The organism is Ottowia oryzae (genome assembly GCF_003008535.1).
Classification (GTDB): Bacteria; Pseudomonadota; Gammaproteobacteria; order Burkholderiales; family Burkholderiaceae_C; genus Ottowia; species Ottowia oryzae.
Genome location: NZ_CP027666.1, coordinates 1,432,677 through 1,446,639 on the forward strand (window position 1 = coordinate 1,432,677; position 13,963 = coordinate 1,446,639).

10 protein-coding genes are annotated in these 13,963 nt (G+C 68.4%); 5 read left to right on the forward strand and 5 right to left on the reverse strand.

The window, feature by feature from the left end; translation table 11 throughout:
* Positions 1-55: 55 nt before the first annotated feature.
* The 5 genes from C6570_RS06755 to C6570_RS06775 form a co-directional block, all read right to left on the reverse strand.
* Positions 56-2,974, reverse strand: a complete 2,919-nt coding sequence (locus C6570_RS06755) for a ribonucleoside-diphosphate reductase subunit alpha (RefSeq protein WP_106702537.1) — start codon at positions 2,972-2,974, stop codon at positions 56-58.
* 414 nt (positions 2,975-3,388) lie between these two features.
* Positions 3,389-4,642 (reverse strand): DUF3108 domain-containing protein, encoded by a 1,254-nt coding sequence (locus C6570_RS06760; RefSeq protein ID WP_106702538.1) that lies wholly within the window; start codon positions 4,640-4,642, stop codon positions 3,389-3,391.
* Positions 4,627-6,468, reverse strand: coding sequence for a M61 family metallopeptidase (locus C6570_RS06765; protein WP_106704553.1), 1,842 nt, complete (start codon positions 6,466-6,468; stop codon positions 4,627-4,629). Before C6570_RS06765 ends, C6570_RS06760 begins: the two co-directional genes overlap by 16 nt.
* Positions 6,469-6,636: 168 nt before the next feature.
* Positions 6,637-7,356 carry a DsbC family protein gene (locus C6570_RS06770; RefSeq protein WP_106702539.1) on the reverse strand — a complete coding sequence of 240 codons (720 nt, stop codon included), beginning with the start codon at positions 7,354-7,356 and terminating at the stop codon, positions 6,637-6,639.
* 43 nt (positions 7,357-7,399) lie between these two features.
* Complete coding sequence (locus C6570_RS06775) at positions 7,400-8,524, reverse strand: FAD-dependent monooxygenase (RefSeq protein WP_106702540.1); 1,125 nt, start codon at positions 8,522-8,524, stop codon at positions 7,400-7,402.
* A 112-nt stretch (positions 8,525-8,636) separates the two neighbouring features.
* Here C6570_RS06775 and C6570_RS06780 point away from each other — a divergent pair, with 112 nt between their 5' ends.
* The 5 genes from C6570_RS06780 to C6570_RS06800 all read left to right on the forward strand — a co-directional run bounded on the left by C6570_RS06780 (position 8,637) and on the right by C6570_RS06800 (position 13,938).
* A complete protein-coding gene (locus C6570_RS06780) occupies positions 8,637-9,533 on the forward strand; it encodes an MOSC domain-containing protein (protein WP_106702541.1) in 897 nt (298 codons plus the stop codon).
* A 34-nt stretch (positions 9,534-9,567) separates the two neighbouring features.
* Positions 9,568-10,917: a cache domain-containing protein gene (locus tag C6570_RS06785; protein WP_106702542.1), complete on the forward strand. Its 1,350-nt coding sequence runs from the start codon at positions 9,568-9,570 to the stop codon at positions 10,915-10,917.
* Positions 10,914-11,552 (forward strand): response regulator transcription factor, encoded by a 639-nt coding sequence (locus C6570_RS06790; RefSeq protein ID WP_106702543.1) that lies wholly within the window; start codon positions 10,914-10,916, stop codon positions 11,550-11,552. The genes C6570_RS06785 and C6570_RS06790 overlap by 4 nt, the downstream gene beginning before the upstream one ends.
* A gap of 110 nt (positions 11,553-11,662) precedes the next feature.
* Positions 11,663-13,720 (forward strand): carbon starvation CstA family protein, encoded by a 2,058-nt coding sequence (locus C6570_RS06795; RefSeq protein ID WP_106702544.1) that lies wholly within the window; start codon positions 11,663-11,665, stop codon positions 13,718-13,720.
* Positions 13,720-13,938: a YbdD/YjiX family protein gene (locus C6570_RS06800; protein WP_106702545.1), complete on the forward strand. Its 219-nt coding sequence runs from the start codon at positions 13,720-13,722 to the stop codon at positions 13,936-13,938. Before C6570_RS06795 ends, C6570_RS06800 begins: the two co-directional genes overlap by 1 nt.
* Positions 13,939-13,963: the final 25 nt, after the last annotated feature.

Consider the following 13,963-nt stretch of genomic DNA (forward strand, 5'->3'; position numbering starts at 1 on the left):
TGAATGGTGTGTTGCGGCCAGGCATCGAAACGCGCGCCGCCCACACGTCGCGAGATCACTGGCAGGCTTCGCAGCCAGGATCGTCGATGGCGCAGAACTTGATGTCGGTCGCCGGCGTGGCGTCCATCTGCGCGCGTGCTTGCGCCGCCGCAGCGTCGAGTGCGCTCACGCCGCCGCCGGCGGGTGCGCTGCTCGACACGGCGTTCAGGTTGCCGCTGTGCACGGTGGATTTCTCCGCGTGCGTCGCGCTGGTGGTGCGCAGGTAGTAGGTGGTCTTCAGGCCGCGCAGCCACGCCAGCTTGTAGGTGTCGTCCAGCTTCTTGCCCGACGCGCCAGCCATGTAGATGTTCAGGCTCTGCGCCTGGTCGATCCATTTCTGGCGGCGCGCGGCGGCCTCCACCAGCCATTGCGGCTCGATCTCGAACGCCGTGGCGTACAGCTGCTTGATGTCCTGCGGCACCCGGTCGATGGGGCGCAGCGAACCGTCGAAGTGCTTGAGATCCATCACCATCACGTCGTCCCACAGGCCCAGGCGCTTGAGGTCGCGCACCAGGTACTGGTTGATCACCGTGAATTCGCCCGACAGGTTGGACTTGACCGACAGGTTGCCAAAGCACGGCTCGATCGATGCGTCCACACCGATGATGTTGCTGATGGTGGCCGTCGGCGCGATCGCCACGCAGTTGGAATTGCGCATGCCGTCCTTGGCGATCTTGGCGCGCAGCGCGTCCCAGTCCAGCGTGCTGGTGCGGTCTACTTCCACATAGCCGCCGCGCGCTTGCTCCAGCAGCTGGATCGAGTCGATCGGCAGCACGCCTTTGTCCCACAACGAGCCCTTGAAGCTGCTGTATTTGCCGCGCTCGGCCGCCAGTTCGGTCGATGCCCAATAGGCGTGGTAGCAGATCGCCTCCATCGAGCGGTCGGCGAACTCCACCGCTTGCTCGCTGGCGTAGGGGATGTGCAGCGCGTACAGCGCGTCCTGGAAGCCCATCAGCCCCAGGCCCACCGGGCGGTGGCGCAGGTTGGAATCGCGCGCCTTCTTCACGGCGTAGTAGTTGATGTCGATCACGTTGTCGAGCATGCGCATGGCCGTGGCCACGGTTCTCTTCAGCTTCTCGTGGTCAACGCTGCCGTCCTTCAAGTGCTGCAGCAGGTTGACCGAGCCCAGGTTGCAGACCGCGGTTTCGGTGTCGCTGGTGTTCAGCGTGATTTCGGTGCACAGGTTGGACGAATGCACCACGCCGACGTGCTGCTGCGGGCTGCGCACGTTGCAGGCGTCCTTGAAGGTGATCCAGGGGTGGCCCGTCTCGAACAGCATCGACAGCATCTTGCGCCACAGGTCGATGGCCGGCAGGGTCTTGCTGGGCTGGATCTCGCCGCGCGCGGCGCGCTCTTCGTACGCGACATAGGCGCGCTCGAAATCAGCGCCAAAGCGGTCGTGCAGGTCGGGCACGTCGGAGGGCGAGAACAGCGTCCAGCTGCCCTTTTCCATCACCCGGCGCATGAACAGGTCGGGGATCCAGTTGGCCGTGTTCATGTCGTGCGTGCGGCGGCGGTCATCGCCCGTGTTCTTGCGCAGCTCCAGGAATTCTTCAATGTCCAGGTGCCAGGTTTCCAGGTAGGTGCACACCGCGCCCTTGCGCTTGCCGCCCTGGTTCACGGCCACGGCCGTGTCGTTGACCACCTTCAGGAACGGCACCACGCCCTGCGATTCGCCGTTGGTGCCTTTGATGTGGCTGCCCAGGGCGCGCACGCGCGTCCAGTCGTTGCCCAGGCCGCCGGCAAATTTGGACAGTAGCGCGTTCTCTTTGATGGATTCATAGATGCCGTCCAGGTCGTCCGGCACCGTGGTCAGGTAGCAGCTCGACAGCTGCGAACGCAGCGTGCCGCTGTTGAACAGCGTGGGCGTGCTGCTCATGAAGTCGAAGCTGGACAGCACTTCATAGAACTCGATCGCGCGCGCCTCGCGGTCGATCTCGTTCAGCGCCAGGCCCATGGCCACGCGCATGAAGAAAGACTGCGGCATCTCGATGCGGCTTTTCTTCACGTGCAGGAAGTAGCGGTCGTACAGCGTCTGCAGGCCCAGGTAGTCGAACTGCAGGTCGCGCTCGGGCTTGAGTGCCGCGCCCAGGCGCGCCAGGTCGTACTGCTGCAGGCGCTCGTCCAGCAGCTCGTTTTGCACGCCGGTGCGGATGCATTGGGCGAAATGCTCGGGGTAGCGCTCGCCCAGCTGCGACAGGCTCAAGGTTTCGCCCAGCACTTCCTTGGCGATGGTGTGCAGCAGCAGGCGCGCGGTGACGTAGGTGTAGTCCGGGTCTTTCTCGATCAGGGTGCGGGCGGCCAGGATGGCGGCCTTGTACACCTCGTCCACGGGCACGCCGTCGTACAGGTTGCGCAGGGTTTCATCCAGGATGGGCGCGCTGCTGACGTCGGTGCCCAGGTTGGCACAGGCTTGGTCAAAAAGTGCCTTCAGCGCAGGCAGGTCCAGCGCCACGCGCTCACCTTTTTCTAGCACGTGCAGCACCGTGGCGGGCGCGGCAGCGCTGGCGGTGGCGGCTTGCTGCGCACGCTCTTGCGCGCGGCGCTCGCGGTACAGGACGTAGGCGCGCGCCACCTCGTGGTGGCCGCCGCGCATCAGGCCGAGTTCGACCTGGTCCTGCACGTCTTCGATGTGGAAGGTGCCGCCACCCGGGCGCGAGCGCATCAGCGCGCGCACGACGTTCTGCGTCAGCTCATCGACCACCTCGCGCACGCTGGCCGACGCTGCGCCCTGCGTGCCATGCACGGCCAGGAAGGCCTTCATCATGGCGACGGCGATCTTGGCGGGCTCGAACACCACCACGGCACCGTTGCGCCGCATGATCTGGTACTGCGCCAGCGCGCCGCTGGGCGCGGCCGACACGGCATCTTTCAGCGTGGGCGGTGCGGTGCGGGCGGTGGTGGGGGCAGGCGTGGCGGCACGTGCTGTTGGCATGAGATCCTCGATTCAAGTTGTTGTCGGATAAAGGATTGCGGCGCGCGAGGGCGCAATCCGGTGTAAAGCGACTCCCCGTGGGGGAGTGGGTTGAAGCACTACATCTAGTGTGTGGGTGGAGTTTAAGCCACTACCAGTAGTAGATGGCGTGCTTTTGGCCGATCGTGTGAAATTTCTGATGGAGCGCAAACTTGCCGCGCGGCGTCTGGTGCGCGCCAGGCCTTGCTGGGCCTGCGTGTGCGCGCGCGGCCGACCGTGGGCGAGGTGGCTGTCTATCCGACAGGCGGTAGGCCAACCGTGGCTCAGATTCCACGGTGGCGGCAAGGGTTATGCCGAAAGACTTGACCGGCGCCGCGTGCCGGCTTTACCCGATGGCGCGCGAACAGCGGCGCAGCTCGGGGCCGTGCGGCGGCGCTAGCGCTGGTCGATGGTCTGCACCAGCAGATCGACGTAGCTGTCTTCGCCCTGGGTGATGCGGATGCGCACTGGCAGGTACTGCAGGCTGGGCGCGAACCAGATCTCCGCCACGATGGAGCCGCGCGGCTTGGCCAGCTGCCGCGGCCTCAAATGAACGGCCTGCACGGCGCCCAGGGTGGGCAGCTGCAGGGTTTCCTCGCCCAGGATGTCGTAAGTCCACTCGTCCACGCCGCCGGGCCGTGCCAGCCAGAAGTTGACCTGCCCGCCCGGGCGCAGTGGCACTTGCCCGGTGGCAAAGCGGTGCCCCAGCTCGACGAACTGGCTGGCCGCGTCCTGCACCGCGTTGGGGCGCGGCACGCGGTTGCCGTTGTTCAGCCGCACGTCTTCGCCAATGCGCACGCCGCGCCGGCGCTGGCGCACCTGCTCTTCGTACACCTCGGGTTGCAGGCCTTGTTCGGTGATCGCCCCCTGGCTGGTGAAGCGTGAAGACAGCAGGATGCCCAGATCCATCTGCACGACCGCCTGGTAGCGCGTGCCTTCGCGTTGCCACAGCACCTGGGCGCTGCCGTGCAGCTCACCCCGGTAGTTGCCGCTGAGCTGGTAGCTGAGCCGCGTGTCGCCCGGCCAGGTCTGCACGAAGGCCGGCACGGCGCCGCTGGCCGCCACGGCGGGCGCCGATGCCGTGGGCTCTGGCGCCGAGGTCGCCGCCACGCTGGGCGCGGACGCTGCCGCGCTGGCTGCTTGCGCCGGGGCTGAGGCGGCTGCCTGCTGGGCGGCGGCGATCTGGGCGGCTGCGTCGGGCGAGTCGCTGCCGCGGGTGGCGGAATCTGCGGGCGCGGTGGCGTCGGGCGCGCCCGCCTGGGCGGTGCCGGTGCCAGTGTCGGTGACGGTGGGGGCCTGGTCTTCAGCGGCGGCGCTGGCGGCGCGGGCTGGTTTGGGTGCCGGCTTCGGGTGATTATTTGCTTTGTTTTTAATAGCTGCTGGCGCAGGCAGGATGTGCGCTGAAGGCCGATTTGGTGCTGAATTGGCGGCGACCTGCGTAGCCACCGCGTCGGGCGTTGGCGCAGGCGCTTTGGCCTGCAGGGTGCGGGTGTACATCGGCTGCGCCAATTCGCGCAGCAGGCTGGGCGGCTGCAGCAACACCGACACCCAGCCCAGCACCGCCGCGTGCGCCAGCAGCGCGATGCCGAGTGCCGCCAGCAAGGCGCGGCGCACGGCGGGCCGCGACGGAGGGGTCAGCGTGCGGGCCATCCCTGAGTATCGGCGCCCGCCGGCCTGACCAGCCGCCAGGTGGTGGCGCCGGTGGGCAGCTCCAGCGGCAGGCGCAGCAGGCGTTTGTCGCGCGCCACCAGCGCCAGCACGCGGCGCGCCCGGCCGGCGTACAAGGGCAGGTCTTCCAGGCGCGTGAGGCGCCAGCCGGCGGCGGTCTGCGTGGCCTGACTGGTGCTGGCAGCGGCTGCGCGGCGTCCTTGGCGGGCCTCGGTCACGGGCTCGACCCCCAGCCATTCGTCGCCCGCGGCCATGCCGGCAGCGGCGGCGGCGCCGCCATCCAGCACCACTTTCAGCGTGACGGTGCCGCCGCTTTCGGTCACGCGCAGCCCCAGCGTCTGCGCCACCTGCGACGGCTCTTGCAGCACTTGCACGCCCTGGGCTTCCAGCAAGTCTTTCAGCGGCAGATCTTCGGTGCCGTGCACCCAGGCGGTCAGCTCGGTGGCGAAGCTGCGGCCGGCCTGATCGGTCAGCACCGCGGCGACGTCGGCCTCGGTCAGCGGGCCACCGCGGGTGCGCTGCCAAAGGCTGCGCATCACGTCGTCCAGCGTGCCTCGGCCGGCTTCGCGCAGCGTCAGATCCAGGCACAGCGCGACCAGCGCGCCTTTGCTGTAGTAGCTGATGGTGCTGTTGGGCGTGTTTTCGTCGGGGCGGTAATAGCGCGTCCAGGCGTCAAAGCTGGCCTGCGCGACCGATTGCGCCTGCCGCCCCGGCGCCTGCAGCACCTGGTTGGCGGTGGTGGTCAGCAGCTTGAGGTAGCCCGCGTCGTCGATCAGCCCCGCGCGGCGCAGCAGCAGGTCGTCGTAGTAGCTGGTGAAGCCTTCAAAGAACCACAGCAGGCGCGTGTAGTTTTCTTGCGTGTAGTCGTAGCGGGCGAACTCGGCCGGCCGCATGCGCTTGACGTTCCAGGTGTGAAAGTATTCGTGGCTGATCAGCCCCAGCAGCGTGACGTAGCCCTCGCCCACGCGTGCGGCCTCGGCCGGGGCGCCGTGGCGCGGCAGGTCGCGCCGCCCGCAGATCAGCGCGGTGCTGGCGCGGTGCTCCAGCCCGCCGTAGCCGTCGTCCACCACGTTCAGCATGAACACGTACTGCCGGTGCGGCGGGCGCGCCTTGCCGTGCCAGAAGGCGATGGCGGTTTCGCAAATCTTGCGCGCAGCGCGCAGCAGGCGTTCGCCGTCAAAGGCGGCGGGTGCGCCGGCCACCACCAGGCGGTGGGGAACGCCGGCCGCCTTGAATTGGCCGCTCCAGAAAGCGCCCAGCTCAAACGGGTGGTCCACCGCCTCGTCGTAGTCGGCCGCGCGGTAGGTGCCAAAGCCGCGCTTGTCCGACCGCACGGTGGGCATGGCCGTGGCCAGTTGCCAGTCGGGCGCATCGGCGGGTGGTCGTACGGTGACTTCGTGCGGAGCACCTTCGTGGCCGTGGGCGCGCAGCAGCACGCTGGTGCCGTTGAAAAAGCCCCGGTGGCTGTCTAGCCAGGCGGCGCGCACAGAGTTGTCGCGCGCGTACACGGTGTATTCGATGGTCAGCGGGCGGCCCGGCTGGCAGGCAATGTCCCAGGTGCTCTTGTCGAGCTGGGTGACTTCGCACTCGGCGCGGCCCTGCTGCGCGCGCAAGCCGCTCAGGTGGCGGGCGAACTCGCGCACGAGGTAGCTGCCCGGAATCCACACCGGCAGCGACACGCGCTGCACGTCGGTGATGGGCGTCAGCTTCATCTGCACCACGTAGCGGTGGCGCAGCCGGTCGAGGGTGAGGGTGTAGCCGACGGGCGCGGCGTCGGTGCGGCGGGTGGGGGTGCGGGCGGCGGGCATGAGATCGGTCGGTAGCGCGGCAGGCTCAGCGCCGCGCCGGTGCATCGGCTTGGGGTGCGGGTTCAAGCGCCATCATGCCAGCCAGGCTGCGGGGCGGTGTTTCACCAGGCTTAAGCCCCGCAGGCCCCTGCGCGCCAGGCGCATGGCAGGCGTCCCGGCGGTGGCGGCTCAGCGCGCCAGTTGCTGCTCGATCTGTTGCGCGTTGATGGCGCCCGGCACGCGCGTGCCGTCGGCAAAGACCAGCGTGGGGGTGCCGGTGATGCGGTACTTCTTGGCAAACTCGAGGTTGGCCGTGAGCGCGTCGGTGTTGCAGCTGCTGGCGCCCTTGGGCAGCACGTCGCGCTGCATCCAGTCGTCCCAGGTCTTGCCCTTGTTCATGCTGCACCAGATCTGCTTGGATTTCTCTACCGAATCCTGGCCCAGGATGGGAATCAGGTACAGGTACACCGTCACGTTGTTGACTTTCTGCAGGTCTTTTTCAAAGCGCTTGCAGTAGCCGCAGTTGGGGTCGGCAAACACGGCCAGCTTGCGCTTGCCGTTGCCGCGTACCATGGTGAAGGCGTTCTTGGTGTCCAACTCGTCGAACTTGATGGCCGTGAGCTTCTCGACGCGCTCTTCCGTCAGGTTTTTCTTCGACCGCGTGTCCAGCAGGTTGCCCTGCACGATGAAGTTGCCTTCGGCGTCGGTGTACAGGATGTCGGTGCCCACGCGCACTTCGTACAGGCCTGCCATGGGCGTCTTGCGGATCTCGTCGATCTGGCTCAACGCGGGAATGCGCTCGCCCAGGTTCTTGCGGATGGCCGCGGCTTCTTTGTCTTGGGCGGTGGCCAGCAGGGGCAGCGCGAGCAGGGCAGCCACCGCAGCGCGGCGAATCAGGTTCTTGTTCATGAGGGACGTGTGAAAAGGTGAAAGGTTCAGAGTGGCTGGCGGCTCAGGCAGTTCCCATCGCCAGGCGCGTGATGCCGGATTTGATCGGCCCGCTGGCGTCAAACAGGCGCATGCCCCAGTTGCGTGCGGCGGCGGCCAGCGGTTCGGGCCGGCCAAACAACAGCTGAAGGCTGTCGGTGGCCAGGCGCATGCGCAGCCATTCGCCCTGGCGGGCGCGCTCATAGCGGCGCAGCAGCTTCAAATCGGCCGGCGTGCGCCAAGGCTCGCGCGCGGCCAGCACGCTCGCCAGCTCGGCGGCATCGCCCAGGCCCACATTCAGGCCTTGACCAGCCAGCGGGTGCATGGCGTGCGCGGCATCACCGGCCAGCGCAAAGCTGCGCTGCGGCGCATCCGGCACGCGGCCCACCCAGCGCTGCGCGGCGGCCAGCACCAGTGGCCAGGTGGCGCGCGGGGCGCACAGCTGCAGCGCGCCCAGGGCGTGGCCGCTGAGGTCGGCCAGCATGGCGGCCACGGCACCGTCGGGCAGCGCCATCAGCTCGGGCACGCGCTCGGCGCGCACCGACCAGACCACCGCCACGCGGTGGCCCTGCGGGCCGTCCAGCGGCAGAAAGGCCAGGATTTCGCCATCGGCCGTGAACCACTGGCGGGCGATCTGCCCGTGCGGCAATTCGCAGTCCAGCCGGGTGGCGATGGCGTGTTGCGGGTAGGGCGTGCGGTCGAATTCCACGCCCCATTCGGCGCGGGTGCGGCTGGCGCGGCCTTCGCAGACCACGGTCAGCTGCGCGGCCACGGGCTCATCCACCACGTCGATGTCGCCCTGAAACTGGCACGCCTGCGTGAGCTGCTGCTCCAGCGCGGGCACGTCCACGATCCAGTTGAGCGCGTCCACGCCCTGCGCGGCGGCGCTGAAATGCACCTGCCCGGCGCCGTCGCCCCGCACCTGCATGCCCAGCACGGGCGTGGCGGCCGATTCGGCGGGCCAGCAGCGCAGTGACTGCAGCAGCGCGCGGGATGCGGGGCTGAGCGCGTAGGCGCGCACGTCGGCGGCGTCGGGTGGGCGCGGCGAGGCGACCAGCGCCACGCGCAGGCGTTCGCGCGCCAGCAACAGCGCCAGGGTGCGCCCGACGATGCCGGCGCCGCGGATGCAGATGTCGTGGGTGACAGCCATGATGGCCCCGATTGTAGGCGGCATGCGCCCACGTGCTGCGGCAATGGCTTTGTGGTCAAATCGGCCTTCAGCGCACGATGCACCTGCGCCAGCAGCTATCAAGTTAATAGTAATGGCCCATCCTGACCCCGCCCCCGCAGACGACCTGAACGATGACCGATTGCACGCCAGCGTGGCGCAATTGTTCGTCTACCCCGTCAAATCCTGCGCCGGCGTGGCGCTGCAAGAGGCCGAGCTGACCGAAACCGGGCTGGACCTGGATCGTGCCTGGATGGTGGTCGACGCCACGGGCCGCTTTGTCACCCAGCGCGAGCTGCCCCGCATGGCGCTGGTCGTGCCGCAAATTCGCCGCTACGAAGTGGTGCTGCGCGCGCCGGGCATGCTGGCGCTGCACCTGGGCATGAACGAAGTGGTGTCGCCCACGCGCGCGAAGGTGTGGGCCGACACCGTGGACGCGTGGGACATGGGCGACGTGGCTGCGCAGTGGTTCAGCGACTTTCTGGGCCAGCCCGGCCTGCGCCTGGTGCGCTTTGACCCCGAGGTGCGCCGCCTATCCAGCCTGAAGTGGACGGGCGGCATCGAGTCGCCCAACCAGTTTGCCGACGGCTTTGCCCTGCTGGTCACCACCACCGCCGCGCTGGACGGATTGAACGCCCGAATGGCCGCCAACGGCGTGGCCGCGGTGGACATGCGGCGCTTTCGGCCCAACCTGGTGCTGGCCGGCACCGCCGCCCACGACGAAGACCGCGTGGATGAATTGCACATCGCCACCGCAGGCGGGCCGGTGCGGCTGAAGCTGGTCAAGCCCTGCGCGCGCTGCCCCATTCCCAACGTCGACCCCGCCACCGGCGAACCCGCGCCGCAGGTGATGGATGCGCTGCAAACCTACCGCGCCGACCCGCGCGTGGGCGGCGCGCTGACCTTCGGCATGAACGCCATCGTGCTTGACGGCGTGGGCCAGCGCCTGCGCGTGGGCGACGCGGTGGTGGGCGACTGGCAGTTCGACTGAAGCCGCCCCCCGGTTGAGCCCAAGAAGGCGCCCGATGCGCTTGCGCACCAAGATCATCGCGCTGGCCGCTGCGCCCTTGCTGCTGGCGCTGGTGCTGGTCGCGCTGGCGGTGTGGCACCAGGAGCGCGACCTGGCCCAGCGTGAGCGCAGCCTGATCGAAGACAGCTACATGGCGCAGCGCCGCAGCGAGCTGCGCACCTACGGCGCGCTGGCGATCAGCACCATCAAGCTCCTGTACGACAGCGGCCGGCAGGACGATGCCGCCCAAGCCGAAGCGCTGCGCCGCCTGGCCGCGCTGGACTACGGCAGCGACGGCTACTTCTTCGTCTATGACTTGCAGGGCCGCAGCCTTATGCACTCGCGCCAGCCCGAGCTGGTGGGCCAGTCGCTGTGGGACTTGCGCGACACCCAGGGCCGCTACACCCTGCGCGACCTGATCCGTGCTGCGCAGCAGCCCGGCGGCGGCTTTGTCGACTACGAATGGCGCAAGCCGTCCAGCGAGCAGACCGCGCCCAAGCTGGGCTACGTGATCGTGCTGCCGCGCTGGAACTGGGTGGTGGGCACGGGGCTGTACCTGGACGACATCCAGGACACCCTGGCCGCCGTGGATCGGCAGATGAACGCCAACGTGACCGTGACGCTGCTGTGGATCGCCGCCATCGCTGCGCTGTGCCTGCTGGCCGTCAGCGCCGCCGGGCTGTGGCTGAACCTGAGCGAGCATCGCTCGGCGGCTGCCCAGTTGCGCCTGTTGGCGCGGCGCGTGGTTCAGTCGCAAGAAGACGAGCGCCACCATTTGGCGCGTGAGCTGCACGACGGCACCAGCCAGGCGCTGGTGGGCGTCAAGCTGCAGATCGAGGCGTACATCGACAGCCTGGCCACGCCCGACGCGCCGCCCGCGCTGACCAAGGCTTTGCAGCGCCTGAACGACGCCCTGCAAGAGGTGCGCGGGCTGTCGCATGGGCTGCGCCCCGCGCTGCTGGACACGCTGGGCCTGCCGGCCGCGCTGGACCGGCTGGCGCAGGACTTCAGCGACCAAGGCGGCATCGAGGCCAGCACAGTGGTGCAGGGCGTGCCTCGCCCGCTGCTGCCCGAGGCCAAGACTGCGCTGTTTCGCGTGGCCCAGGAGGCGTTGACCAACGTGCACAAGCACGCCGCGGGCGCCGCCTGCGTCACGCTGACCCTGCAATTCGATGCCGCCAGCGTGCGCCTGCGGGTGCAGGACGACGGCCACGGCTTTGACGTGCCGGCCCTGCAGATGGATGCGCGCCGCGGAATTGGGCTGCGCAACATGCGCGAACGCATGGCGGCCGTCGGTGGCCGGCTGCGCCTGCGCTCCGAGCCCGGCGCCACTACCATCGAGGCCGAGCTGCCCACCCCCGCATGACCCGCCAAGTCCGCCTGTTTCTTGTCGACGACCACCCGCTGGTGCGCGACGGCCTGCGCGCGCGGCTGGAGTCCGTCGCGTGGATCCACGTGGTGGGCGAGGCAGGCAGCGGCGCGCAGGCGCTGGCGCTGATGGATGCCGCCGCGCCCGACCTGCTGCTGATGGACGTGGGCATGAAGGACATGAACGGGCTGGAGCTGGCCGCGCAAATCCTTCAGCGCCCGAGCCCACCGCACATCGTGATGCTGAGCATGTACGACAACCCCGAGTACGTGCAGCAGGCGCTGCAGCTGGGGGCGCGCGGCTACGTGCTCAAGGACGCGCCGTCGGCGCAGATCGTGGCGGCCATCGAGGCGGTGTCTGCCGGCGGTGTCTTTCTGAGCCCGGCGGTCTCGCGCTGGCCGGCGCGCGCGGCCGAGGCACGCCCTTTGCTGACCCCGCGCGAGGCGGAAATACTCGCGGCGCTGGGGCGTGGCGAATCCAGCAAGCAGATGGCCCGGGCCCTGGGGCTGAGCGTGCGCACCGTGGAGGCGCACCGCCAAAGCATCAAGCGCCGCCTGTCCATCGACAGCCTGGCCGAGCTGATCCGCTACGCGGTCGAACATACCGGATCGCAAGGGCGGCATGAGGCTTGATACGTGAATTTACGTACGTAGTCGCGCGTAAGTCTTTCGCGTAGTCCGACGGATGCGGGCATGCGGTTTGCACGGAAAACTGTAAGCATTCATTCCAAGGAGACATTTCCATGCACAGCATCCGCCGCCACCTGGTGTGGCTGGTCGTGGCCGTGGTCGGCGCTTTCGCGCTCGGAACCGTGGCCCTCAGTCGAGGCGAAAGCATCAATGCGCTGTGGATCGTGACGGCGGCCATCTGCGTCTACCTGATCGCCTACCGCTACTACAGCCTCTTCATCGCCAACAAGGTGCTCGGCCTGGACGGCACCCGCAAAACCCCGGCGCACCGGCACAACGACGGCCTGGACTACGTGCCGACCGACAAGAATGTGCTGTTCGGCCACCACTTTGCGGCCATCGCCGGCGCCGGCCCGCTGGTCGGCCCGGTGCTGGCGGCGCAGATGGGCTACCTGCCCGGGCTGCTGTGGGTGCTGGCCGGCGTGGTGTTCGCCGGCGCGGTGCAGGACTTCATCATCCTCTTCATCTCGACGCGGCGCGACGGGCGTTCGCTGGGCGACCTGGTCAAGCAGGAGATGGGCGTGGTGCCCGGCATGATCGCCCTGTTCGGCACCTTCATGATCATGATCATCATCCTGGCGGTGCTGGCGCTGATCGTGGTGAAGGCCCTGGCCGAGTCGCCGTGGGGCACCTTTACCGTGGCGGCCACGGTGCCGGTGGCCGTGTTCATGGGCGTGTACCTGCGCTACATCCGCCCAGGACGCATCGGCGAAATCTCTGCCATCGGCTTCGTGCTGCTGATGCTGGCCATCTTCGGCGGCCAGGCCGTGAGCCAGAGCCCCGAATGGGCGCCGCTCTTCACGTTTGACGGCAAGCAACTCACCTGGCTGCTGGTGGGCTACGGCTTCGTGGCCGCCAGCCTGCCGGTGTGGCTGCTGCTGGCTCCGCGCGACTACCTCTCGACCTTCTTGAAGATCGGCACCATCGTGGCGCTGGCCATCGGCATCGTGTTCGTCATGCCCACGCTGCAGATGCCGGCGCTCACAAAGTTCGTGCACGGCAATGGCCCGGTGTGGTCGGGCAACCTGTTCCCGTTTTTGTTCATCACCATCGCCTGTGGTGCGGTGTCGGGCTTCCATGCGCTCATCTCTTCGGGCACCACGCCGAAGATGCTGGACAACGAACGCGACGCGCGTTTCATCGGTTACGGCGGCATGCTGGCCGAATCCTTCGTGGCGGTGATGGCGCTGGTGGCCGCGTCGTGCATCGAACCCGGGGTGTACTTCGCCATGAACAGCCCGGCCGCGCTGGTGGGCACCACGCCTGAGGCCGTGGCCCAGGTCATCTCAAGCTGGGGCTTTGCCGTCACGCCCGACATGCTGCTGCAGACCGCCAAGGACGTGGGTGAAAGCACCATCCTTGGCCGCGCCGGCGGCGCGCCCACCTTGGCCGTGGGCATGGCCCACATCCTGCACCAGGCCATCGGCGGCCAGGCCATGATGGCTTTCTGGTACCACTTCGCCATCCTGTTCGAGGCGCTGTTCATCCTCACGGCCGTGGATGCGGGCACGCGCGCTGGCCGCTTCATGCTGCAGGATTTGATGGGCAGCTTCGTGCCCGCGCTCAAGCGCACCGATTCGCTGCCGGCCAACCTGATTGCCACCGCGCTCACCGTGGCGGCCTGGGGCTACTTCCTGTACCAGGGCGTGGTGGATCCGCTCGGCGGCATCAACACCTTGTGGCCGCTGTTCGGTATCTCCAACCAGATGCTGGCCGCCGTAGCGCTGATGCTGGGCGTGGTGGTGCTGTTCCGCATGAAGCGCGAGCGCTACGCCTGGGTGGCGGCCGCCCCGGCCGTCTGGCTGCTGGCCTGCACGCTGACGGCCGGCTGGCAAAAAATCTTCTCTGCCGACCCGAAAGTGGGCTTTCTGGCGCACGCCGCCAAGTACACCGACGGCATCGCCAACGGCGTGCTGGTCGCACCCGCCAAGACGCCTGAGGCCATGGCGCGCATCGTCTTCAACGACCGCCTGGACGCTGGCCTGTGCGCGCTGTTCATCTTCGTGGTGCTGAGCGTGCTGGCCTACAGCATCAAGGCCTGCCTGGCTGCGCGCGCGGCCAACCGGCCCACGGTGCACGAAACCCCGTACGAGCCGCTGGTGGCGGGCTGATGCTGCCCACCACGCTGCCTGAGGCCGGGCGCTACCTGGCGCGCTCGGCCCGCAAGGCTGGTCAGACGCTGCGGCTGATGGTGGGCCTGCCCGACTACGACACCTACCTCACCCACATGGCCGCCACCCACCCCGACCGTGCGCCCATGAGCTACGAGGAGTTCTACCGCGAGCGCCTGCAGGCGCGCTACGGCGCAGGCGGGGGCCGCTGCTGCTGAGCGGGGCTTCTAAAATGGGCGGTTA